This window comes from Allobosea sp. 10L422, assembly GCF_056395345.1.
In genome coordinates this window covers 551,291-574,587 of record NZ_JBFTJI010000002.1, presented here as the reverse complement: position 1 = coordinate 574,587, position 23,297 = coordinate 551,291, and the positions used below count along the sequence as shown (strand labels likewise).

Sequence of the window (23,297 nt, the reverse complement as noted above, 5' to 3'; positions counted from 1 at the left end):
CGGTGCGGCCCAGCAGCGAACGGACTTCACCGCATGAGCGGCACCACGGCGACCACGATCGATCGCTCCGACAAGCCCGGCCATATCGGCATCATCCTGCTGGTTGCGGGCCTGCTCGTCGGCGCCGCCATCGCGCTCGGCTTCCTCGCCAATGAATGGGCGCAGCCGCTCATCCTCGGATTGCTGGCCCTGCTCTCGGTCGTGGGCGTCTTCGGCCTCTTCGCCTTCGCCATCGGCCTCGTCCAGTTCTCCGGCCGTGCCGCCCGCAACGACCTCACCAAGACGATCGTCGACGGCGCCGATGAGGGCATCGTCGTCACGGAGGGCGAGAACGAGATCGTCTACGCCAACGAGGCCTATCTGGTGCTGGCGGGCGCCACGGGCGCGAACGACCTCAAGCCGGTCGGGCGTCTGTTGACCGGCCGCGCCGACGTCTCGGAGGCGATCTACCGGCTCGCCGCGGCCGCCCGCGAGAACCGCCGCCTGGTCGAGGAGGTGCGTCTCGAACCGGCGCTGAGCGGGCGCGGTGCGGTCGGCTGGTACCGCGTGCGGGTCACGCCGGTGCGGCGCGAGACCGGCAATGCCACGCTCTGGTCGGTCGCCGACATCACGCCCGAGCGCGAGCGGCAGGAGAACGCCTTCCAGGAGCTGCAGCACGCGATCGACTATCTCGACCACGCACCGGCCGGCTTCATCTCGATCGACGCCGACGGCGAGGTCTCCTATCTCAACGCCACGCTGTCGAGCTGGCTCGATTTCGACCTTGCCCGCTTCGGCTCCGGCGGCCTGCAACTCGACGACATCTGCACGCCCGCCGCCGCCGCGCTGATCCAGGCCATCCGCGGCCAGCCCGGCGATGTCCGCGTCGAGGTCCTCGACGTCGATCTGAAGCGCCGCAACGGCAATCCGCTGCCGGTGCGGCTGCATCATCAGGTCGCTTTCGGGCAGGACGGCCGCGCCGGCCCCTCCCGCACGCTGGTCCTCAACCGTGCCCCAGGCGAAGCCGGCGCCGATCGCGGCAGCGATGCCGAGGTCCGCTTCGCCCGCTTCTTCCACTCGACGCCGATGGCGATCGCCACCGTCGACAAGAGCGGCGCCATCCTGCGCTCGAACGCCGCCTTCGCCCGGCTTGCCCCATCCGGCACGCAGCCCCGCACGATCCACGATCTCGTCACGCCCGATTCCGGTCTGGATCGCTCCCTGGCCGAGGTTGTTGAGGGCAGCGCCACGGTGAGCCCGCTGGATCTCTCCCTCTCCGGCGAGGATGGCCGCTCGGCCAAGCTCTACCTCACCCCGGTTTCGGCCTCAGAGGACGGCGACGGCGAGCGTGCCATCGTCTATGCGCTGGAGACCACGGCCGAGCGCAAGCTGCGCGACAACATGGACCAGGCGGGCAAGATGCAGGCCGTCGGCCAGCTCGCCGGCGGCATCGCGCACGACTTCAACAACGTGCTGCAGGTCATCATCAACGCCTCCGAGTTCCTCCTCGCGAGCCATCGGCCGACCGACCCGTCCTTCCCGGACATCATGCAGATCAAGCAGAACGCCTACCGCGCCGCCGCGCTGGTCCGGCAACTGCTCGCCTTCTCGCGCCGCCAGACCCTGCGTCCGCAGGTGCTGGAACTCGGCGAGGTGCTCTCCGACCTGTCGCTGATGCTGAAGCGCGTCGTCGCCGACAAGGTGACGCTCGACGTGCGGCAGGGCCGCGACCTCTGGCCGGTCAAGGCCGATCTTGGCCAGCTCGAGCAGGTCATCGTCAACCTCGCCGTCAACGCCCGCGACGCCATGCCGGACGGCGGCAAGCTGACGGTGCGAACCCGCAACGTTGCCCGCGAGGACTGCGTGAGCTTCAGCCACGCCGCCCTGCCCGCCGACGACTACGTGCTGCTCGAAGTCGAGGACAGCGGAACCGGCATCCCGCAGGAGCATCTCGACAAGATCTTCGAGCCCTTCTTCACCACCAAGGAGGTCGGCAAGGGCACCGGCCTCGGCCTCTCGATGGTCTACGGCATCGTCAAGCAGACCGGCGGCTATGTCTTCGTCGATTCCACCGTCGGCAAGGGCACGGCCTTCCAGATCTTCCTGCCGCGCCATGTCCCGAGCCAGGAGGAAATCGCCGCCGAGGCCGCGGCCAAGGAAGCGCCCAAGAAGCTCGCCGCCGACCACACCGGCGCCGGCATCATTCTGCTGGTAGAGGACGAGGACGCGGTGCGCGCGCTGAACGCGCGCATGCTGGTTTCGCGCGGCTACACCGTCCACGAAGCCGCCTCCGGCGTCGAGGCGCTCGATCTCTTCCTCAAGAACGACGGCCAGATCGACCTCGTCGTTTCCGACGTGGTCATGCCCGAGATGGATGGCCCGACCTTGCTGGGCGAGTTGCGCAAGCGCAACCCGAACACCAAGGTCGTCTTCGTCTCCGGCTATGCCGAGGAGGCTTTCCGCAAGAACCTGCCCGAGGGCGAGGACTTTCACTTCCTGCCCAAGCCCTTCACGATGAAGCAGCTCGTCGAGACGGTGAAGGCGGCGATGGGCTGAAGGAGCCGTGTCGTCATCTCCGGAGCAGGCCGGTGGCCTGAGCCCAGGATCGACGAGCGCGACGATGTTCCGGACGTCGTCATCCTCGCCCTTGTGGAGAGCATCCACGTCTTGAACACGACGCTTGCCCAGCGCAGACGTGGATGGTCGGGACAAGCCCGACCATGACGCAAAGCCCCCCCTCAGCGCGCCGCAGCCGCGCCGACATCCCCGCCCTCCCGCGAAACCAGCGCGCTCACCCCGATCAGTGCCAGGATCGTGATCGCGGCCGAGAGGCTGAGATAATAGCCGACGAAGGGCAGGCCCTTCTCGGTCGCGAGCCAGGTCGCGACGTAAGGAGCGAGCGAGGCGCCGACGATCCCGCCGAGATTGAAGGTGAGTGAGGCGCCGGTATAGCGAACGGAGGTCGGGAACATCTCCGCCAGCGCCGTGCCCAGCGGCCCGTAGGTGAAGCCCATCAGCGACAGCCCGACGACGAAGAAGGCGAGCACGCCGAGGGTGCTGCCCGAGCCGAAGAGTGGCGCCAGCACGAAGCCGAAAACGGCAATGCCCAGCGTCGTCGCCAACAGGGTCTGCCGGCGCCCGAAGCGATCGGCCAGCACGGCCGAGACCGGAATGGTCAGGCCGAAGAACACGACCCCGATCATCTGCAGCGGCAGGAACTGATCGCGCGAAAAACCGAGCTTCGTCGTGCCCCAGCTCAGCGAGAACACGGTCATCAGGTAGAACAGCACGAAGGTCGCGAGCGCCGCGAAAGTGCCGCAGAGCAGCGCGAGCTTGTGCTCGGCGAAGACGCTGACGAAGGGCACGCGCACCCGTTCGTGCTTCTCCATCGCCTTGCGGAAAGCAGGAGTTTCGCTGATCCGGAGGCGGACATAGAGCCCCATGAAGACGAGCAATGCGCTGGCGATGAACGGGATGCGCCAGCCGAAGCTGAAGAACTGCTCATCGGTCAGCAGCGCGTCGAGCGCGAGGAAGCTGCCGGTCGCGAGGATGAAGCCCACAGGCGCGCCGAGTTGCGGGAACATGCCGTACCAGGCCGATTTGCCGGGAGGGGCATTCTCAGTCGCGAGCAGCACCGCCCCGCCCCACTCGCCCCCGAGGCCGAGCCCCTGCCCAAGCCGGCAGAGCGCCAGCAGCAGCGGCGCGAGCACGCCGACCGCGGCATAGGTTGGCAGCAGGCCGATGGCCACGGTCGAGAGCCCCATCGTAATCAGCGCGGCGACGAGCGTCGCCTTGCGGCCGATGCGATCGCCGAAATGGCCGAAGATGGCGGCGCCGATCGGCCGCGCGAAGAAGGCGATCGCGAAGGTCGCGAAGGACTGGAGCATGGCGGTGGTCGGATCGCCGCCCGGGAAGAACAGCTTCGGGAACACGATCACCGCGGCCGTCGCATAGATATAGAAGTCGAAGAACTCGATCGTCGTGCCGATCAGGCTCGCCAGCAGGATGCGTCGCGGCGAGTTCGGGGCCGTTTGGGCGGGGGCGGAGGACACGTTGGCAACTTTCGAAAACAAATGGAGATTCCCCGCGCAATAACAGGAAACGGCAGGCGCCGGGATGGGAAACGCAGCGGCCAGCCATGCACCAATCGCATACGATGAGGGCCACAAGAAATACCGCATGATAAAATGGCATGACGGGAGGCTCAAATTGCCTCTCCTGACACAAGCTGACATACAGAACAAAAAAAGAACTTGCTGGCGGGAACAAAGAGTGATCATTCTGTTGTCAAGACTGATTGAGATGTCCCCTTGGCCCTGCCATAAGGAGCCCGAACTGTGAATCAGGCAAACCTCAGACTTGTGGAAGGCTCCTCGATGGACAAGGCCAAGGCGCTCGATGCAGCGCTCTCCCAGATCGAACGCGCCTTCGGCAAGGGTTCGATCATGCGGCTCGGCAAGAACCCGCAGGCGATCGAGATCGAGACGATCTCGACGGGCTCGCTTGGCCTCGACATCGCGCTGGGTGTCGGCGGCCTGCCCAAGGGCCGCGTCATCGAGATCTACGGGCCTGAATCCTCGGGCAAGACGACGCTGGCGCTGCACACCATCGCCGAGGCGCAGAAGAAGGGCGGCGTCTGCGCCTTCGTCGATGCCGAACATGCGCTCGATCCGGTCTATGCCCGCAAGCTCGGCGTCAATCTCGACGACCTGCTGATCTCCCAGCCCGACACCGGCGAACAGGCGCTCGAGATCACCGACACCCTCGTCCGCTCCGGGGCGATCGATGTGCTCGTGGTCGATTCCGTCGCAGCGCTCACGCCCCGCGCCGAAATCGAAGGCGAGATGGGCGATGTCCAACCTGGCCTGCAGGCTCGCCTGATGAGCCAGGCGCTGCGCAAGCTCACGGCCTCGATCTCGCGCTCGAATTGCATGGTGATCTTCATCAACCAGATCCGCATGAAGATCGGCGTGATGTACGGCTCGCCTGAGACCACCACCGGCGGCAACGCGCTCAAGTTCTACGCCTCCGTGCGCCTCGACATCCGCCGCGTCTCGACGCTGAAGGAGCGGGACGAGGCGACCGGCAACCAGGTCCGCGTCAAGGTCGTGAAGAACAAGGTCGCGCCGCCCTTCAAGCAGGTCGAGTTCGACATCATGTTCGGCGAGGGCATCTCGAAGGTCGGCGAGCTGATCGACCTCGGCGTCAAGGCAGGCATGGTCGAGAAGTCGGGCGCCTGGTTCTCCTTCGACAGCCAGCGTCTTGGCCAGGGCCGCGAGAACGCCAAGACCTTCCTCAAGAACAACCCCGATCTCGCCGCGAAGATCGAGGCCACGATCCGGCAGAACTCCGGCCTCGTCGCCGACCGCATCCTCGACCAGGCGAACCCGACCGACGACGATCTCGACGAGGGCGAGGCCTGAGCCGGACTGCTCTGGCGCGGAACGATGCAAGGGCGGCCTTCGGGCCGCCCTTTTCGTTTGAGAATAAAGCCTTGCAGGGTGTGCGCTGCGTCAAGCTTTCTGGACAGGGGCGGGCCGCCTGACTAGAACCGGACCTTCCTGCCGGACCTGCCCGGCCCCTGCCCGAGTTGAGAAGCGCAAACAGCGATGAGCGGCGTCAACGATATCCGGTCGACCTTCCTCGACTACTTCAAGTCCAACGGCCATGAAGTCGTGCCGTCGAGCCCGCTCGTACCGCGCAACGACCCAACGCTGATGTTCGCCAATTCGGGCATGGTGCAGTTCAAGAACGTCTTCACCGGGCAGGAGAAGCGTCCCTATTCGCGCGCCACCACCTCCCAGAAATGCGTGCGCGCCGGCGGCAAGCACAACGACCTCGACAATGTCGGCTACACCGCGCGCCACCACACCTTCTTCGAGATGCTGGGGAACTTCTCCTTCGGCGACTATTTCAAGGAACAGGCGATCCATCACGCCTGGACGCTGGTCACGCGCGAATTCGGCCTGCCGAAGGATAAGCTCCTCGTTACCGTCTATTCCGAGGACGACGAGGCCCATGGCCTGTGGAAGAAGATCGCCGGCCTGACCGACGACAAGATCATCCGCATCCCGACCTCGGCGAATTTCTGGCGCATGGGCGACACCGGCCCCTGCGGCCCTTGCTCCGAGATCTTCTTCGATCACGGCGACCATATCTGGGGCGGCCCGCCCGGCTCTCCCGAGGAAGACGGCGACCGCTTCATCGAGATCTGGAACCTCGTGTTCATGCAATACGAGGAGGCTGCAGGTGGCATCCGCACCAATCTGCCCCGCCCCTCGATCGACACCGGCATGGGGCTGGAGCGCATCGCCGCCGTGCTCCAGGGCACGCATGACAACTACAATATCGATTTGTTCCGCGCCCTGATCAGCGCCATCGCCGACCTGACCTCCGTCGATGCAGATGGGCCGATGAAGGCGAGCCACCGCGTCATCGCCGACCATCTGCGCTGCTCCGCCTTCCTGATCGCCGACGGCGTGCTGCCCTCCAACGAGGGCCGCGGCTACGTCCTGCGCCGGATCATGCGCCGTGGCATGCGCCATGCGCAGCTCCTCGGCGCCAAGGAGCCGCTGCTCTACAAGCTCGTCCCGGCTCTGACCCGCGAGATGGGCCGCGCCTATCCCGAATTGCTGCGCGCTGAGGCGCTGATCACCGAGACGCTGAAGCTCGAGGAAACCCGCTTCCGCACCACGCTGGCGCGCGGCCTCACCCTGCTCGACGACGCCTCGAAGGATCTTACTGCCGGCCAGAGCCTCAAGGGCGACGTCGCCTTCACGCTCTACGACACCTACGGCTTCCCGCTCGACCTGACGCAGGACGCGCTGCGCGCCCGCGAGATCACAGTCGATACCGAGGGCTTCGATGCCGCCATGCAGCAGCAGAAGGCCAAGGCGCGTGCCGCCTGGTCCGGCTCCGGCGAGGCTGCGACCGAGACGCTCTGGTTCCCATTGCGCGACAAGCTCGGAGCCACCGAGTTCCTCGGCTACGACACCGAGACGGCCGAGGGCGTGGTCACCGCCCTGATCCGCGACAACGCCGAAGTCCCGTCGCTGAAGGCCGGCGAGAGCGGCTTCATGCTGGTCAACCAGACGCCGTTCTACGGCGAGTCCGGCGGTCAGGTCGGCGATGCCGGTCTCGTCCGCGGCGCCGACACGGTCGCCGAGGTCACGGACGTCCAGAAGAAGCTCGGCGATGTCTTCGCCCATGCCGTCACGGTCAAGGAAGGCGAATTGCAGCTCGGCCAACCGGTCGAGCTGATCGTCGACCGCGAGCGCCGCACCGCGATCCGCGCCAACCATTCGGCGACCCACCTGCTGCACGAGGCGCTGCGCCTCGTCCTCGGCGACCACGTCGCGCAGAAGGGCTCACTGGTCTCGCCCGATCGTCTGCGCTTCGACTTCTCGCATCCCAAGCCGATCAGCGAGGAGGAACTGCGCGAGGTCGAGGAGATCGCCAACGCCATCGTGCTGAAGAACGAGCCGGTGACGACCCGTCTGATGAGCGTCGACGAGGCCATCGCCTCCGGCGCCCGCGCCCTCTTCGGCGAGAAGTACGGTGACGAAGTCCGCGTCGTCGCGATGGGCACGAATCCCGCCGGACGCGCCTATTCGGTCGAGCTTTGCGGCGGCACCCACGCTGCCCGCACGGGCGATATCGGCCTTGTCAGCATTGTCGGCGAGGGCGCCGTCGCGGCCGGCGTGCGCCGTCTCGAAGCGATGACCGGCAACGGAGCCCGGCTGCGCCTCAACGAGGAATCGCGCTTGCTCGAAGGGTTGGCGAGCCTCCTCAAGGTGCCGGCAACCGAGGCCGGCAACCGCCTCGCCGCGCTCATCGAAGAGCGCCGCAAGCTCGACCGCGAGCTCACCGAAGCCCGCAAGAAGCTCGCCATGGGCGGCGGCGGCGCGGCCGAGGATCCGGTGCGTGAGATCGCCGGCGCCAAGCTGCTGGCGCGCGCCGTTACCGGCATCGAGATGAAGGATTTGAAGAGCCTCGCCGACGAAGCCAAGGCGCGCGTCGGCTCCGGCGTCGTCGCCATCGTCGGCGTCGCCGATGACGGCAAGGCCGGCGTCGTCGTCGGCGTCACGCCCGATCTGACCGAGCGTTTCGACGCGGTCGCGCTGGTCCGCGCGGCCTCCGAGCAGCTTGGCGGCAAGGGCGGCGGCGGTCGCCGCGACATGGCCCAGGCCGGCGGGCCGGACGGCAGCAAGGCGCAGGCCGCGCTCGACGCCGTCGCGGCTGCGATGGGCTGAATGACGGTCGGCGGGACAGGCCAGGCGCTCTCCCGCCGCGGCCTCCTCCTGGCTGTCGGCTTCTGGCCGGCGGCCGCTTTGGCGCAGAAGAAGCCGGCTCCTCCGACCGAGCCCGGCATGTCGGCCGCGCGGACGATCATGGCCGGCGCGCCGCTGAGTGTCTTCCTCACCCGGGCGCCGCAGGGTGCGCGCCTCGCGATCGCCCGGCCCGATGATGCCGCCAGCAGCGCCATCGTCGTCGTCGAGCCGCGCAACACGGTTCCCGCCCTGCCGACTCCCGGCCTCGCCGGAATCTATGAGCTGCGCCTCACCGTCGCGAAGGACGGCGCGCCTGCGATCCTGCTGCGCCAGCCGCTTGTCACCACCGAGCCCAGCGCGACGCTAGCCGCGCCCGCCCGCGTCGGCCGCGGCCAGGCGCTGCCGGTGCGCGGCATCGGGCCGAACGGTGATCAGGATCGTGTCGTGCTGGTTCCGGCCGACTCCCCCGTCGAGGCCGAAGGCCCGCGGTTCTTTCCGGCGGAGAATGTCGAAGCCGTGCTCGAAGCGCCGGAACAATCCGGCCCATACGAGCTCCGCTATGTCATGAACGCGCCTGTCAGCGGGCTGCGCATTCTCGCCCGCCATCCCGTCGTCGTGGAGTGATCGGGACGACCGCCGCGCACCTGCGAGCAGGAATGCGCGGCGAACGTCTCAGCCCATCGCTTCGCGTTTCTTGAGCAGTTCGTTGAGCAGATCCTGCTGCTCATTGAGCCGCGTCGCCAGACGCTCCTCGGCGGCGGCGCCCGACACGCCCGTCGCCTGTTCCATCAACTCGGCGATGTTCCTCCGAGCAATGGCAATCCGCTCATCAAGCTCCATCTGCGAAGCGTTCTCAGGCATCCCAGCTCTCCGTATCGGCCAGTCTTCTTACAACGACAGTCCGCGCCCCTAGCCTGCGGGATAGGGGTCGCCATTCTCGTGGACGAAGCGCCCATCCGCATTGGCGCTCATCATATCGATATCGGAGCAAGTGGTCACGTCGGCTGGCCAGCGCCAGCCCATCTCGAGATAAACCGCCATCGCATCCGTACGATTGATCAGATGGTGGCCATCACCGCTGTTCTTGGGAAAGGCGGCGCACTCGCCGGCACGCAGCAGTGTCTCGCCCGCATCCTCGACGAGCACGAGCTCGCCCGCCACCACATAGACGAACTCGTCCTCATGCGAGTGCCAATGTCGCTGCGAGGACCAGCCGCCCGGCGGCACACGCATCAGATTGACCCCGAAATCCTTCAAGCCTCCGGCCTCGCCGAGCCGCTGCCGCAGGCGCCCGGCGCAGGGCGCATTGAACGGCGCCGGATAGCCCGAGCCCCGGACCTCCGGAACAACGGCGAGATCGATCTTTGGCATGGATGACCTCCGGCGGCGCGGGCGCATCGCGCCGGCGATCAACAACGTCCGATGAACTGGGCCGTTCCATCTGTCGCGCAAAGCTTTCAACGAAGGGGACAAAGGACACCAAGGGACAATAGCCAGCGTCCTTTGCGGCGGATTAGGCTGCACAGGCGGGGGAATCTCCGGAAGCCCCGCAGAGGCGACCGCAATCGAATCGATGTCGGAAATGGGTCAGATCGCGAGCAGGCGACGGTGGTGGATCGTCCTGGCAGGTGCGCTCGTCGCCTACCTGCTTCTTGCTTATCTCATACTGCCCCTTCTGTGGCGTCACCATGAGCATGAGCCGGGCCTCGCCTCCTTGCCCATGGTAACACGTACCGCGAGCGGTATCCCCGGCGACGCGCTCAATGTTGGCTTCGTCGGCAGCAGGGACGACGCTCTGCGTGCCATGCATGCGGCCGGCTGGTATCCGGCCGACCCGATTACCTTGCGGACGAGCATCGAGATTGTAGGCAGCGTGGCGCTCGACCGGCCCTATCACGACGCGCCTGTCAGTCCGCTGTACTATGAGGGCAAAAAAGAGCAGCTTGCATTCGAAAAGCCGGAGGGTACGAGCGCCGACCGCCGACACCACGTCCGGTTCTGGATGGTCCTCGAGAAGGGAAGTGATGGGCGGCCGGTCTGGCTGGGCTCCGTCACTTTCGACCGGGGCGTCGGCTTCAGCCACGATACCGGCCAGGTGACGCACCACATTGCACCCAACATCGACGCCGAGCGTGACATGCTGATGCGTGATCTCGGCAAGGCCGGCATGGTCCAGAACTTCTTCCAGATTTCCGGGGTGGGCCCGACCTTGTTCGGCCGGAATGGTGAAGGCGACCCCTATTACACCGATGGGGAGATCTACATCGCCACTTTGGTAATCGATGGCACCAGGCGAATGGAGCCGCCTGTGAGGATTCCCGCGCCCCCGCTCATCGCGCTCAAGGATCAAATCTGGCACGGCGTCGGCGACGCAATCGCAGATTGATCCCGGGCTTCACGCTGAGAGACGACCTCGTGGGCGCGCGCCCGCTGCCGGATCGGAACCTGCGAGGCCGGCGAATCCAGCCATCCCAAAACATGTGCGGCGACGGACTCGTTTCGTGCCGCCAATGGAAAAAGCCCGGCCTTTCGGCCGGGCTTCGCGACTTTCGCGGGAGGGCGCGCCTCAGGCGGCCATCGCCTTTTTCATGTTCTCGCTGACCTTCTCGAGGAAGCCGGTGGTCGAGAGCCACTTCTGCTCGGCGCCGACCAGCAGCGCGAGGTCCTTGGTCATGTCGCCGGCCTCGACGGTGTCGACCGTGACCTTCTCGAGCAGCGAGGCGAACTTCGCGAGCTCGGCGTTGTTGTCGAGCTTGGCACGGTGGGCGAGGCCACGCGTCCAGGCGAAGATCGAGGCGATCGAGTTGGTCGAGGTCTCCCGGCCCTTCTGATGCTCGCGGTAGTGGCGGGTCACCGTGCCGTGGGCGGCCTCGGCCTCGACGGTCTTGCCGTCCGGCGTCATCAGCACGGAGGTCATCAGGCCGAGCGAGCCGAAGCCCTGCGCCACGGTGTCGGACTGCACGTCGCCATCGTAGTTCTTGCAGGCCCAGACATAGCCGCCCGACCACTTCATTGCCGAGGCGACCATGTCGTCGATCAGGCGGTGCTCGTAGGTGATGCCGAGCTTGTCGAATTCGGCCTTGAACTCCTTCTCGTAGATCTCCTGGAAGATGTCCTTGAAGCGGCCGTCATAGGTCTTGAGGATGGTGTTCTTGGTCGAAAGATAGACCGGATACTTGCGCATCAGGCCATAGTTCAGCGAGGCGCGGGCGAAGTCGCGGATCGACTCGTCGAGATTGTACATCGCCATGGCGACGCCGGCCTCGGGGGCCTTGAAGACCTCCTTCTCGATGACGTTGCCGTCCTCGCCGACGAATTTGATCGAGAGAGTGCCCTTGCCCGGGAACTTGAAATCGGTCGCGCGATATTGGTCGCCATAGGCATGGCGGCCGATGACGATCGGCTGGGTCCAGCCCGGCACGAGGCGCGGCACGTTCTTGCAGATGATCGGCTCGCGGAAGATCACGCCGCCGAGGATGTTGCGGATCGTGCCGTTCGGCGACTTCCACATCTCCTTGAGGTTGAACTCCTTCACGCGGGCCTCGTCCGGCGTGATGGTCGCGCACTTCACGGCGACGCCATGCTTCTTCGTGGCGTTGGCCGCGTCGATCGTGACCTGGTCGTTGGTGGCGTCGCGGTTCTCGACGGAGAGGTCGTAATAGTCGAGCTCGAGGTCGAGATAGGGGAAGATCAGCGTGTCCTTGATCTTCTGCCAGATGATCCGGGTCATCTCGTCGCCGTCCATGTCGACGATCGGGTTGGCGACCTTGATCTTGCTCATGCGATAACCCCTGCTCTCTCCAGATAGAACGATCCGAAACTGCGGCTTTCCGCCACCGTCCGCGGCTGGGTCGCTTCCTAGCGGGTTCGGAGCGGCGGGGGAAGCGCGGCTTTCGGGCAACCGGGCAACGGCGCGATTATGTTGCATTGCCGCAAAATCGGCACCTTCCCCACCTAGCCTGACCTGCCGCTCGTCATAGCGACAGGACGAACGACGTGTTCCGCTTCAATTTCAACGGTACTGCCGCGGCACCGGCGGCGCTCCTTCTTGCCGCATCTCTTTCTCCCGCGCCCGCCGCGGCCCAGGAGGTGATGCCGGAGGGTGCCATCCAACTGCCCATCCCGCGCGCGGCTCTGCAGGACCCGGATGCCGCGGAGATGGAAGCTCTGCTGCCGGCCGGCGACAATGCCGACGCAGTCGTGTTCAATCCGACGCTCGCGGCGATCGGCCGTGCCAATGCCGCATCGGGCGCCCATCTGCGCGCCAGGGCGCCGATACCCGTCGACATCATCCGCGACGGCTTCGCCGCACGGCAGGACATGATGAGTGCCGCCCAGGACCGCGCGGTCGGCTTCAAGCTGGGCAAGGAGGTCTTCTCGCTCTCGACCACGCTCTCCGACCCCGCCAGCGCCGGCGCGACGCGCGACGCCCGGGTCAACTGGCGGCTCGCCCAGCCCGTATCCGCCGGAACGGGCTTCATCTGGGGCCTTTCCACCGGCGGCGGCGGCTCGCTCTACGGCAACCCCGAGCAGACCGGCGAGGCCCTCATCGGCTATCGCCAGGAACTGCTGCCGCATCTGACGCTGACTTCCCAGCTCGCCATGGCCGGCAACTACGTGTTTGCGCCGGGCGATGGCCTTCATACCGCCCTGACGCCGGAGATGAAGCTCTCGGTGGATCTCGCCAAATTCGCCGACCTGCCCTGGCAGACATCCTTTGACGTGACGCTGGCGCGCAAGCTGCCGCTGGTCGCCTCCGACTACGAGACGCTCGGACGGGCCATGCTCTCCCTCAAATACCAGCTGCAGTAACCGATCCGACCGTCATTGCATGGCGGCCCGCGCCGGGCCGCCTTTCCCCTTGCCGAAGGCCGCACTAGCCTTCGGCTCATGACACAATCGACTTCGACCAAATTCGCTCTTGTCACCGGCGGCACGCGCGGCATCGGCGCTGGCGCCGCCCTCGCCTTGGCCCAGGCCGGCTATGAGGTTCTCGCCACCGGCCTGACCGACGAGGAGGTCGCGGCGGCGTCGGGCCATCCCGCCATCCGCCATGCCCGGCTCGACGTCACCCGCGACGATCAGGTCGCGGCCATTGTCGCGACCTGCCCGCGCCTCGACGCGCTGGTGAACTGCGCCGGCATGATCCAGCGCGGCGGCAAGGAATTCGAGATCGACGCCTTCCGCCTGACCATCGAGGTGAATCTCACCGGCACGATGCGGATGTGCCTCGCCGCCAGGGACAAGCTCGCCGCCAAGGGCGCGGACAAGGCCGGCGGCGCCATCGTCAACATCGCCTCGATGCTGACTTTCCACGGCTCGCCCTTCGCCCCGGGCTATGCGGCCTCCAAGGGCGGCATCGGCCAGCTCACCAAATCGCTCGGAGCCGCCTGGGCGCCGGACGGCATCCGCGTCAACGCCGTCGCACCGGGCTGGATCGAGACGGAACTGACGCGCCCGCTGGTCGAGGATGCCGAGCGCTCGGCGCCGATCCTCGCCCGCACGCCAATGGGCCGCTGGGGCAAGCCCGGCGATGTCGGCGGCGCCATCGCCTTCCTGCTGTCCGATGCGGCGCAGTTCGTCACCGGCGCCATCCTGCCTGTCGATGGCGGCTACCTTGCCGTCTAGAAAAGCGATTCCGGTTCAGCAACTTGGGCCGGAAACCTGAATCAGATTGCGCACCACTTGAATCAGAACATCAGCACGGGAGAGACGCCATGAACACGACGAGCCCGATCCCCGTTGCGGCCACGCAGGAAGAGCGCTGGACGCCCTATCGCCACCCGCAACCGAAGGAATCGCCGCCGGAGCTGATCGTCCCTAATGTGATCCCCACCGACGAGCGCGTCTGGGTGCCGGTGGACGACAATGTCTGGTTCCGCCCCCTGCTCCTTTGCACCTCGCGCGGCTACTGGATGAACCTGCTCAAGGTCCGCCGCGCCGGCGTGCTCTCGCGCCACCGCCACCCCCTGCCCGTCCATGGCTACGTGCTCAAGGGCAAGTGGCGCTATCTCGAGCATGACTGGGTCGCGACCGAAGGCGCCTATGTCTACGAGGCTCCCGGCGAAACCCATACGCTGGTGGTCGATCCCGATGTCGAGGAGATGATCACGATGTTCCAGGTGAACGGCGCGATGATCTATGTCGATCCGGACGGCAAATGCCTCGGCTACGACGACGTCTTCACCCGCATCGACAAATGCAGGGCGCATTATGCGGGCAATGGGCTGGGCGCTGAATACGTGGACCAGTTCATCCGGTAACGGGGCCGGGCGCCGATCTGAGCTCCCCGCAGAAGCAATTGCTAAACGATATCTGGGCTAGTCACCGGACGCTGAAGTCTGCGCCTGCTCCCCGGAGAAACACTTATGCGGCTCGTCATCACCCTGCTGATCTGGATGTCGGCTGCCTTCTCCACCTCTCCGGCCGGGGCACAATCGGATTTCTACACGCCGACGACCGCCGAAATCGCCGGAGGGCGCCCCGGAACGGTGATACGTACGGAAATCCTCAAAGGAACGCCGGAGGGCGCGACCGCCTATCGGATGCTCTATCGCTCGCTCGGGCTCGACGGAAAGCCGATCGCCGTGTCCGGCGTTGCGATCGTCCCGTCAGGCCCCGTTCCGCCGGGAGGCCGTCCGATCGTGGCCTGGGCGCATCCGACGACCGGCGTCCAGCCGCAATGCGGGCCGTCGCGCGCCGGCGATATCTTCCAGTCCATCCAGGGCCTGCGTGCGATGATTGCGCGCGGATACATCGTCGCGGCGACGGACTATCCGGGCCTCGGCGCGCCGGGGACGCATCCCTATCTGGTCGGTGAGAGCGAGGGCCGGTCCGTGATCGACTCGGTGCGGGCAGCCCGTCAACTTGCCGGCGCCTCCGCCGGGCGACGCTTCGCCGTCTGGGGTCATTCGCAGGGGGGACACGCGGCGCTGTTCACCGGCATTCTGGCGAAACGCCTGGCCCCCGAACTCAATCTGGTCGGCGTCGCTGCCGCCGCGCCTGCGACCGAGCTCGGCCCGCTCCTGGCCGACGACATCGACACCGATGGCGGCCGCAATCTGACCGCGATGACCCTCTGGTCGTGGACACGCGTCTACAAGGCCCCCCTGACGAAGATCATCTACGAGCAGGCGATCCCGGTCGTCGACGTGCTCGCCGCGGACTGCATCGAAAGCCTGCCCGACATCCTGAGCCGGTTGCGCCCGACCAAGGCGCTGGAGCGCAAATTCCTCATCGACGAAGACTTTGCCGCCCGCCAGCCCTGGCATTCGCTGCTCGACCGGAACTCGCCCGGTCTCGTGCCGCGCGGCATCCCGGTCTTTCTGGCGCAGGGCACGGAGGACACGCTGGTCAGACCGCAGGTCACGCGCAACTATGCAGACAAGCTTTGCGCTGCCGGGAGTGCGGTGCGGTTCGAGGCACTACAGGGGGTAGGCCACCTACCGGCCGCCGAGGACAGTGCCGCAGCGGCGGTCGACTGGATGGAACAGCGCTTCAACGGCGCACCGCCACCGAACGACTGCACCCAGCCGAAATAAGGATTTGCGTTCCGCCGCGATGGCCCGTCTCGGGCGATCCGGCGGAGCCCGCTACCGGCCGAGCTTGGCGAGTTCCACAGCGGCACGCAGCTCGATATGAGCGAGCACCTCGTCCAGGCGCGGATCGTCGGTCGTCTCGCGCCGAAGCGCCAGCATCGTGCGCAGCCGCTCCAGCTCGGAAGGCAGCACCCGGCCGGCGAGCAGCGCGGCCTTCAGCCGGTCGAGCCCGTCAAGCAGGTCATGTCCGCGCCGCGCCTGCCGGCGTTTGCGGTCCTGGGTATCTTCCTCCGCTTGCACCGCCAGCAGCGTATCGAGCGGGCCGGTCGACCCGACGCCGCCGCTGCGGGCGGTGGAGGCGGAATCCTGTGTTGGAAGCGCGAAGGAAGCGCCGCTCGAGCGCCTCGCGGAACTGGCCGGGCCGGCATTCGAAACGGGCGCGCGCTGGTCGATCCTGATCATCGGCGGCCTCGCTAGCATCGGGCCGAAAAGTGGAAGCCGCTTTTCGGGCGAATCCGATGCAACAAACGGATGGATCGCCACCATGCGCCCGATCAGGGCGCGCGGCGAACCAGAGTGACCTGAAACTCGCCCGGCGTGGTTAACAACCGGTAAACTACCCGGCAGAAACTGCCGCCCCGGCAGGAACCGCAGCCTCCATGGACCGTGACCGAGGATGGCGCATAGCTCCAAATGGCTGACAAACAAGGCTTTTCGATTTCAGTCCGGCTGGCACGCCCCTCGCAAGGGCCTGTGGACTTGAAACTGCCCCCTGGTGCCGCAGCATGTTCCGCAACTCCGCCCTGACGATGCTGCTGAAGCCGCTGGCCGCTCTGCTGGCCGTGGCGATCGGCTTGTCGTCACAGCCGGTGTTCGCCCTCTCGCGCATCAAGGATCTCGCCGCGATCGAGGGCGTGCGCACCAACCAGCTGCTCGGCTACGGCATCGTCGTCGGCCTCAACGGCACCGGCGACACGCTGAACAACACGCCCTTCACCAAGCAGTCTCTGCAGGCGATGCTCGAGCGCCTCGGCGTCAACACGCGCGGCGCCAATATGCGCACCGCCAACGTCGCCGCGGTGATGGTGACCGCCAACCTGCCGCCCTTCTCCACGCAGGGCACCCGCGTCGACGTCACCGTTTCCGCCATGGGCGACTCCAAATCGCTCCAGGGCGGCACGCTGCTCGTCACCCCGCTCCTCGGCGCCGATGGCGAGGTCTATGCCGTCTCGCAGGGACCGGTCGCGATCTCCGGCTTTTCGGCCGAGGGCGAGGCGAGCAAGATCACCCGCGGCGTGCCGACCGTCGGCCGCATCGCCAATGGCGGTGTCGTCGAGCGCGAGATCGACTTCGCGCTGAACAAGCTCTCGACCCTGCGGCTGTCGCTGCGCAATCCCGACCTGACGACCGCGCGTCGCATGGCCGCAGCGATCAACGACTTCGTCGGTGGCGACTCCGCCGAGCCCACCGATCCCTCGACCGTCGTGCTGCAGATTCCGCCGCGCTTCAAGGGCAACATGATCCGGCTGCTGACCGATATCGAGCAGCTGCGCGTCGAGCCCGACCAGCTTGCCCGCATCGTCATCGACGAGCGCTCCGGCATCATCGTGATGGGCAAGGATGTGCGCGTCTCCACCGTCGCGGTGGCGCAGGGCAACCTCACGGTCACGATCAGCGAGACGCCGCAGGTCAGCCAGCCCAATGAATTCGCCCGCGGTCGGACCGTGGTGACACCGCAGACCAGCGTCAAGGTCGACACCGGCGGCGGCAACAAGCTCGCTCTGGTCAAGGAAAGCGTGACCCTGGCCGAGCTCGTCGACGGGCTCAACGCGCTCGGCATCGGGCCGCGCGACCTGATCTCCATTCTCCAGGCCATCAAGTCGGCAGGCGCCCTGCAGGCCGAAATCGAGGTGATGTGATGACCGCCGCTCTCGCCCTCCCCGCAGCCAATCTGGCGCTCGGCATCGCCGGCAAGGTCGCCAGTGGCATCGCCGAGGCGCTCGATCCAGCCAAGGCCAAGCTCAAGAAGCAGGCCGATGACTTCGAGACGATGTTTCTCGAGCAGATGACCGATCGCCTGACCGCGAGCGAAGGCACCGAAGGCCCGCTTGGCGAGAACGGCACCGGCGGCGGCATCTGGCGCTCTCAGCTCAGCCAGCAATACGCCAAGCAGATCCAGAAGGCGGGCGGCGTCGGCCTCTCCGACCAGATCCTGCGCGATCTGATCAGCCTTCAGGAGCAGTCCGCGTCCGGAGCGACGAATGTCGGCGGCTAATCTGATCCTGGACGAGCGGCCGCGCGTCGCCGATGCGCTGACGGCGCGTGCGCTGATCGAGGCCGTGCTGGAAGCTCTCGGTGCGCTGTCGCATCTCGTCGGCGAGGAGACCGAACTCGTCCGCGCCGGCCGCCTGCCGGAGGCGATGAGCCGCGAGCCCCGCAAGACCGAGCTCGCCGGCATCTATATGCGCGGCGTCGAACAGGTGAAGCTCAACGCCGTCGCGCTCGCGCGCTTCGTGCCCGATCAGGTCAAGCGCCTGAAGGACGCCCATCTCGCCTTTCAGAACCTGATCGAGACCAACCAGATCGTGCTGGCGACAGCTCGCGCCGTCTCGGAATCCGTCATCCGCGACCTCGCCGCCGACGCCAACAGGCCGATGCGCGCGAATGGTTACGGGCCCGCGGCCTCCGTCGGCGCCGGCGCCTTCGCCCGGCCCAACTCCGGCCCGCTCGTCGTTTCGCGGAGCCTGTGAGCGGCGGTCCGCTCAAGGCGGCGGCCTGTCTTGCAAATCCGGCGCGGCTGCGCCGGAAACCCTCAATATTTACCTAAATCCCTAACGGCAGATTCAATCTTTTCTGTCATCTTGGGCAGAGTCGGCCAGGTGTGCCCTGCCCCCGGCAATCGGCGAGACCGGCGCAACGGCGCCGCGAACAGCTCCAGAAGGAGTGGTCATGGAATTCGGCAACGCACCCAGGATCGTGGCGCCGACCGCCGCACCGGTCACCCGCGCCGACGTCACCGCCCAGCCGGGCAGCGTCGCGGTCGACCTGCCGCCCGAGAAGACCGTCCAATCCGCCTCCGCCGGCGCAGCGGTGAATGTCGAGGTCCGTGCGGAAGCCCGCGACGCGCAGAGCCGCGCAAACGGCGAACGTCGTGCCTTCGTCAATGACCGGAACGGCCGCACCGCCAATCGCACGGTCGACGAAACCGTGGAGCGCAGGCTCGTCATCGACCCGAAGACCCGGGCGATCGTTCTGCAGAAGAAGGATCGCGAGACCGGCGAGACGGTCTCCCAGCTACCCGACGAAACACTTCTGAAGCTGCGGGCCTATTCGCGCGAACTCACCGAGCGGGCACGCGAGGCCGAAGAAGAGCGTCATCAGGTCGAGCGCACTGCCTGACGGCTCTGCCCTTCCGTTCCAGCAGCAATCTGCATCCCGCCCGCGCTCCGTGCGGGCGTTCTTTTTGCGTCGGCCATGTCGCCCACGTCAAAGGCCGCGTGGCCGTTAGCAGGCGCTTAACCATGGCCCGACGAGCGCTGCCTTGCGCTCAATTTGCCGAGGGAAATTTACCGGTTGTTACGGGCTGGCGCGCCAGGGTCGCCTCGTCCTGGCCAGAACGGCCCGGGCGCCAGAAGGCATCCTACCAGAAGGTAAAAACAGATGGCCGTCTCTCTCAATGCGGGTGTGCGCAACGCGCTCTCGTCGCTGCAGTCGATCACCGCCCAGGCCCAGGCTTCCCAGTTCAAGCTGGCGACCGGCAAGAAGGTCAACTCGGCAGTCGACAACCCCGTCAATTACTTCACCGCCGCCTCGCTCAATGACCGTTCCAGCCAGCTCACCGGCTTGCTCGACGGCATGTCCAACGGCATCCAGACCATCCAGGCCGCCTCCAAGGGCATCGACGGCATCACCAAGCTGGTGAGCTCCCTGCAGTCGACCATCAAGCAGGCACAGTCGGACGCGGCCCAGAACCGCCCGACCAAGGCCGGCACGGCTCTCGCCACTGCGGCGGAGCAGGTCGCGACCTCGAAGAGCCTGAAGGACGTTGCGCTCGACAAGAAGCTCGTCGACGTGACCGGCGGTACTGCCGCCACCGCCGACGCGGCTACCGCGACCAGCTCCGGTGACGTCGGCATTGCCGCCGACACCGACGGTGTGCGCGCTGCGATCTCGATTAAAGCTGGTTCGACGACCTATACGGCCTCGTTCGACGCCACGAACGCTTCGGTTCGCGATGTCGTCAACGAGATCAACAAGTCGGGCGTCGCCACCGCCTTCGTCGACGAGAAGGGCCAGCTCAACGTCAAGGGCACCGGTTCGGACGATGTCGAGTTCGGCTTCGGCACCGCCGCCGTGACGGCGGCTTCCGCTGGTAATCCCACCTCGACGGAAATCGATACGGCCAACACCGCCGCGGTCACCGCTGCCGGCACCGGCACGAGCAACACCGCGATCGGCTTCCTCGCGGCCGATGCCACCGCCGGTGGCGCGATCAAGGGTCAGAGCATCACCTCGGCGACGCGCTCGAACCTGATCGACCAGTACAACGACCTGCGCGGCAAGATCGACGATCTCGCCAAGGACGCGAGCTTCAACGGCATCAACCTGCTGAAGGGCGACCGTCTCTCGATCCAGTTCAACGAGAAGGCCGGCAAGAACCAGACCAAGCTCGACATTCAGGGATCGGACGTCACCTCCGACAACCTGGGTATCGCCCAGGCTGGCAACACCCAGCTCGCCGGCCAGGTCAATTTCCAGAACGACACCGACCTTGAATCCGCGACCAAGGCCCTCACCGGCGCCCTGACCTCGCTGAAGTCGCTGTCGTCCAGCCTCGGCGCCAGCCTTTCGGTCGCCCAGACCCGTCAGGACTTCACCAAGGACATGGCGGACGTGCTGAGCACCGGCGCCTCCAACCTGGTGAACGTCGACGCCAACTCGGAAGCCGCCAACCTGCTCGCGCTGCAGACCCGTCAGCAGCTCTCGCAGACGGCGCTGTCGCTCTCGAACCAGAGCGACCAGGCGGTCCTGCGTCTGTTCTGATCTTCGGTCCGCAGAAGCGGATCAGCCCGCAGAACGCGGGACGAAGTCAAAGAGCGGCGGAGCTTCGGCTCCGCCGCTTTTCGTTTGGGCGACGCAGCCGGAACAACGCCTCGATTAACCTTTTGTTATCCCTAACGAGTGATGATCACCCCTGAAATCAGGTTGCATCGCGCCGGAGTCGCGCGTTCAGGGGACCGAAGATGGCCAGCACGATCCTTTCCAGCGGTGTCCGCAACAACCTGCTGACGCTGCAGCAGACGACGGCCCAGCAGAGTGTCATCCAGAACCGCCTCGCCACCGGCAAGAAGGTCAACTCCGCGATCGACAACCCGGTGAACTACTTCACTGCGCTCTCGCTGAACGACCGATCCAGCCAGCTCACCGGCCTGCTTGACGGCATCTCGAACGGCATCCAGACCATCCAGACCGCCTCGAAGGGCATCGACGGCATCACCAAGCTCGTCCAGTCGCTGCAGTCGACGGTCAAACAGGCCCAGGCCGATGCGGCTCAAAATCGTCCGACCAAGGCCGGCACGGCTCTCTCCACCGCGACGGAAGCGGCGGTGACGAGCAAGAGCCTCAAGGATATCGCCCTCGACAAGCGCGTGGTCGACGACAACGGCGCCGGCGCCAATGCCGCAACCGCTACGTATTCCGGCAATGTCGGCGGCCCGGTTCTCGCCGCGGGCGACGAGGCGACGACCTCGATCACGCTGACCTCGGGTTCGACGACCTATACCGCCAGCTTCCTCAGCACGAACTCGACGGTTCGCGACGTCGTCAACGAGATCAACAAGTCGGGCATCGCCACCGCCTTCGTCGACGAGAAGGGCCAGCTCAACGTCAAGGGCATCGGCTCCGAGAAGGTGCAGTTCGGTATCGGGACCACGACCTTCACTCCGGCCGCGCCTGGCGCGCCGACCCCGGCCGAGATCGCGGCGGCAGGCGCCACGGCCTTGACTACTGCGGCCGGCGCCACCAGCGACAACACCGATTTCGGCTTCGCACTCACCGACAACTCGGCCGCCGGCACGACGATCACCGGATCGAGCATCACCTCGGCGGTACGCTCGAACTTGATCGATCAGTTCAACGACCTGCGCAACAAGATCGACGATCTCGCCAAGGACTCCAGCTACAACGGCATCAACCTGCTCGCTGGCGACCGTCTGACGATCCAGTTCAACGAGAAGACCGGCAAGAACCAGACCAAGCTCGACATCCAGGGCTCGAACCTGACATCGGACAATCTCGGCATTCCGAAGGCCGTCAACACGCAGCTCACCGGCTTCATCAACTTCCAAAACGACGCCGACCTCGACAAGGCCACCCAGTCGCTGACCGGCGCTCTCACCTCGCTGAAGTCGCTCTCCTCGACGCTGGGCTCCAACCTCTCGGTCGCCCAGACCCGGCAGGACTTCACCAAGGAACTGGCGAACGTCCTGACGACCGGCGCTGGCAACCTCGTCCTGGCCGATCCGAACGAGGAAGGCGCGAGCCTGCTCGCCCTCAACACCCGCCAGCAGCTCTCGCAGACCGCGCTCTCACTGGCGAACCAGGCCGACCAGGGCGTCCTGCGCCTCTTCGGCTGACGCCTCCGGGTCCAGTCCGCCGCCCTTCCCTCCGCCAGAAGGCTCAGACAGACATGGCTCTCAAGGTCGAGCTCAAGCCGCGCGAACGGATCATCATCGGCCAGGTGGTGATCCGCAACGACGAGCAGCGCACGCGCTTCTTCATCGAAGGCGACGCCCCGATCCTGCGCGAGAAAGACATTCTCACGGCCACGACCGCAGACAGCCCGGCCAAGAAGATCTATTTCGCGATCCAGTTGATGTATCTGGCCCAGGATCCCACGCTTCAGCACGAGGTGTTTTTCCAGCTCGTGCGAGATTTCGTCCAGGCCGCTCCCAGCGCTCTGCCGCATGTTCACGAGATCAATAACCGCATCTTAAGCGGGGATCTGTACAAAGCCCTCAAGGCAGCCAAGAAGCTGATCGCCTACGAAGCGGAACTGATCGAGCATGCAAAACGGGTTTAACGCCTACGCCGCCGCCGCCAAGACAGCCCAGTCCGTCGTTTCACCCCGCGAGCTCGAAGCCTCCCTCCTGATCAAGGCCGCCACCCGCCTCCAGATCGTCGCCGACGACTGGGCCGCGCGCGAGCGCGAGCTCGACGAAGCCCTGACCTATAACCGCAGGCTCTGGACCCTGCTCGTCTCGGCCGTGATCGCCGAGGACAATCCGCTGCCGGTCGGCATCAAGACCAACATCCTCGGCCTCGGCAATTTCATCTTCAACCATACCTTCAAGCTCGCAGCCGATCCGCAGCCGCAGGGACTTGGCATTCTCGTCAATATCAACCGCGACATCGCGGCCGGGCTGCGCGGGCGCTGATACGCCCGCTCCGAGCAAGTTCTCCAGCTTCCGAAAAGGAAACGCCGCCCGAATGGGCGGCGTTTCATTTTGAG

General features: G+C 66.1%; 22 protein-coding genes. 17 read left to right on the top strand and 5 right to left on the bottom strand.

Translation table 11 applies throughout. The annotated features are described in order from the left end of the window. The first annotated feature begins 33 nt into the window (after window positions 1–33). Window positions 34–2,535 (top strand): cell cycle histidine kinase CckA, encoded by a 2,502-nt coding sequence (cckA, locus tag AC1DEZ_RS07095; RefSeq protein WP_476779186.1) that lies wholly within the window; start codon window positions 34–36, stop codon window positions 2,533–2,535. Between the two features lie 182 nt (window positions 2,536–2,717). Here the strand turns inward: cckA and AC1DEZ_RS07090 are convergent, their stop codons facing one another. Continuing rightward, a complete protein-coding gene (locus AC1DEZ_RS07090; RefSeq protein WP_476779185.1) occupies window positions 2,718–4,031 on the bottom strand; it encodes an MFS transporter in 1,314 nt (437 codons plus the stop codon). A 285-nt stretch (window positions 4,032–4,316) separates the two neighbouring features. Between AC1DEZ_RS07090 and recA the strand changes: the two genes are divergently transcribed. From recA to AC1DEZ_RS07075, 3 genes are all read left to right on the top strand, one after another. After that, window positions 4,317–5,402 carry a recombinase RecA gene (gene recA, locus AC1DEZ_RS07085; protein ID WP_441513055.1) on the top strand — a complete coding sequence of 362 codons (1,086 nt, stop codon included), beginning with the start codon at window positions 4,317–4,319 and terminating at the stop codon, window positions 5,400–5,402. A gap of 186 nt (window positions 5,403–5,588) precedes the next feature. Next, entirely contained in the window at window positions 5,589–8,231 is a 2,643-nt protein-coding gene (gene alaS / locus AC1DEZ_RS07080) for an alanine--tRNA ligase (RefSeq protein WP_476779184.1), read from the top strand. Further along, a complete protein-coding gene (locus tag AC1DEZ_RS07075; protein WP_476779183.1) occupies window positions 8,232–8,873 on the top strand; it encodes a hypothetical protein in 642 nt (213 codons plus the stop codon). Between the two features lie 48 nt (window positions 8,874–8,921). On the opposite strand, the gene AC1DEZ_RS07070 is transcribed toward AC1DEZ_RS07075, so the two are convergent. After that, entirely contained in the window at window positions 8,922–9,110 is a 189-nt protein-coding gene (locus tag AC1DEZ_RS07070; RefSeq protein ID WP_055728979.1) for a hypothetical protein, read from the bottom strand. Window positions 9,111–9,158: 48 nt separating this feature from the next. Further along, complete coding sequence (locus tag AC1DEZ_RS07065) at window positions 9,159–9,620, bottom strand: cupin domain-containing protein (RefSeq protein WP_476779182.1); 462 nt, start codon at window positions 9,618–9,620, stop codon at window positions 9,159–9,161. Between the two features lie 211 nt (window positions 9,621–9,831). On the opposite strand from AC1DEZ_RS07065, the gene AC1DEZ_RS07060 reads away from it, so the two are divergent. After that, a complete protein-coding gene (locus AC1DEZ_RS07060) occupies window positions 9,832–10,635 on the top strand; it encodes an LssY C-terminal domain-containing protein (protein ID WP_476779181.1) in 804 nt (267 codons plus the stop codon). Window positions 10,636–10,815: 180 nt separating this feature from the next. On the opposite strand, the gene AC1DEZ_RS07055 is transcribed toward AC1DEZ_RS07060, so the two are convergent. After that, a complete protein-coding gene (locus AC1DEZ_RS07055; RefSeq protein WP_441513059.1) occupies window positions 10,816–12,030 on the bottom strand; it encodes an NADP-dependent isocitrate dehydrogenase in 1,215 nt (404 codons plus the stop codon). Between the two features lie 215 nt (window positions 12,031–12,245). Here AC1DEZ_RS07055 and AC1DEZ_RS07050 point away from each other — a divergent pair, with 215 nt between their 5' ends. The 4 genes from AC1DEZ_RS07050 to AC1DEZ_RS07035 all read left to right on the top strand — a co-directional run bounded on the left by AC1DEZ_RS07050 (window position 12,246) and on the right by AC1DEZ_RS07035 (window position 15,790). Next, the gene (locus AC1DEZ_RS07050; protein ID WP_476779180.1) at window positions 12,246–13,061 is read left to right on the top strand and encodes a hypothetical protein; all 816 of its coding nucleotides are present in this window, start codon (window positions 12,246–12,248) and stop codon (window positions 13,059–13,061) included. 78 nt (window positions 13,062–13,139) lie between these two features. Further along, window positions 13,140–13,877: an SDR family NAD(P)-dependent oxidoreductase gene (locus AC1DEZ_RS07045; RefSeq protein ID WP_476779179.1), complete on the top strand. Its 738-nt coding sequence runs from the start codon at window positions 13,140–13,142 to the stop codon at window positions 13,875–13,877. Between the two features lie 89 nt (window positions 13,878–13,966). Then, window positions 13,967–14,512 carry a 2,4'-dihydroxyacetophenone dioxygenase family protein gene (locus AC1DEZ_RS07040; protein WP_476779178.1) on the top strand — a complete coding sequence of 182 codons (546 nt, stop codon included), beginning with the start codon at window positions 13,967–13,969 and terminating at the stop codon, window positions 14,510–14,512. A 105-nt stretch (window positions 14,513–14,617) separates the two neighbouring features. Beyond that, window positions 14,618–15,790 (top strand): alpha/beta fold hydrolase, encoded by a 1,173-nt coding sequence (locus AC1DEZ_RS07035; protein ID WP_476779177.1) that lies wholly within the window; start codon window positions 14,618–14,620, stop codon window positions 15,788–15,790. Window positions 15,791–15,841: 51 nt separating this feature from the next. Here AC1DEZ_RS07035 and AC1DEZ_RS07030 read toward each other — a convergent pair whose 3' ends face one another. Next, on the bottom strand, window positions 15,842–16,249 hold the full coding sequence (locus tag AC1DEZ_RS07030) for a flagellar assembly protein FliX (protein ID WP_441513064.1): 408 nt from the start codon (window positions 16,247–16,249) through the stop codon (window positions 15,842–15,844). A 347-nt stretch (window positions 16,250–16,596) separates the two neighbouring features. Here AC1DEZ_RS07030 and AC1DEZ_RS07025 point away from each other — a divergent pair, with 347 nt between their 5' ends. The 8 genes from AC1DEZ_RS07025 to flaF all read left to right on the top strand — a co-directional run bounded on the left by AC1DEZ_RS07025 (window position 16,597) and on the right by flaF (window position 23,223). After that, on the top strand, window positions 16,597–17,706 hold the full coding sequence (locus AC1DEZ_RS07025) for a flagellar basal body P-ring protein FlgI (RefSeq protein WP_441513091.1): 1,110 nt from the start codon (window positions 16,597–16,599) through the stop codon (window positions 17,704–17,706). After that, a complete protein-coding gene (locus AC1DEZ_RS07020; RefSeq protein ID WP_441513065.1) occupies window positions 17,706–18,062 on the top strand; it encodes a rod-binding protein in 357 nt (118 codons plus the stop codon). The genes AC1DEZ_RS07025 and AC1DEZ_RS07020 overlap by 1 nt, the downstream gene beginning before the upstream one ends. Then, window positions 18,049–18,537 (top strand): hypothetical protein, encoded by a 489-nt coding sequence (locus tag AC1DEZ_RS07015; protein ID WP_441513066.1) that lies wholly within the window; start codon window positions 18,049–18,051, stop codon window positions 18,535–18,537. Before AC1DEZ_RS07020 ends, AC1DEZ_RS07015 begins: the two co-directional genes overlap by 14 nt. A gap of 199 nt (window positions 18,538–18,736) precedes the next feature. Beyond that, entirely contained in the window at window positions 18,737–19,186 is a 450-nt protein-coding gene (locus AC1DEZ_RS07010; RefSeq protein WP_476779176.1) for a hypothetical protein, read from the top strand. A 261-nt stretch (window positions 19,187–19,447) separates the two neighbouring features. Beyond that, entirely contained in the window at window positions 19,448–20,830 is a 1,383-nt protein-coding gene (locus AC1DEZ_RS07005) for a flagellin N-terminal helical domain-containing protein (RefSeq protein ID WP_476779175.1), read from the top strand. 200 nt (window positions 20,831–21,030) lie between these two features. After that, complete coding sequence (locus AC1DEZ_RS07000) at window positions 21,031–22,422, top strand: flagellin N-terminal helical domain-containing protein (protein WP_476779174.1); 1,392 nt, start codon at window positions 21,031–21,033, stop codon at window positions 22,420–22,422. Window positions 22,423–22,475: 53 nt separating this feature from the next. Beyond that, window positions 22,476–22,868, top strand: coding sequence for a flagellar biosynthesis repressor FlbT (flbT, locus tag AC1DEZ_RS06995; RefSeq protein WP_476779173.1), 393 nt, complete (start codon window positions 22,476–22,478; stop codon window positions 22,866–22,868). Continuing rightward, the gene (gene flaF, locus AC1DEZ_RS06990; RefSeq protein WP_476779172.1) at window positions 22,852–23,223 is read left to right on the top strand and encodes a flagellar biosynthesis regulator FlaF; all 372 of its coding nucleotides are present in this window, start codon (window positions 22,852–22,854) and stop codon (window positions 23,221–23,223) included. Before flbT ends, flaF begins: the two co-directional genes overlap by 17 nt. The last annotated feature ends 74 nt before the right edge of the window (window positions 23,224–23,297 follow it).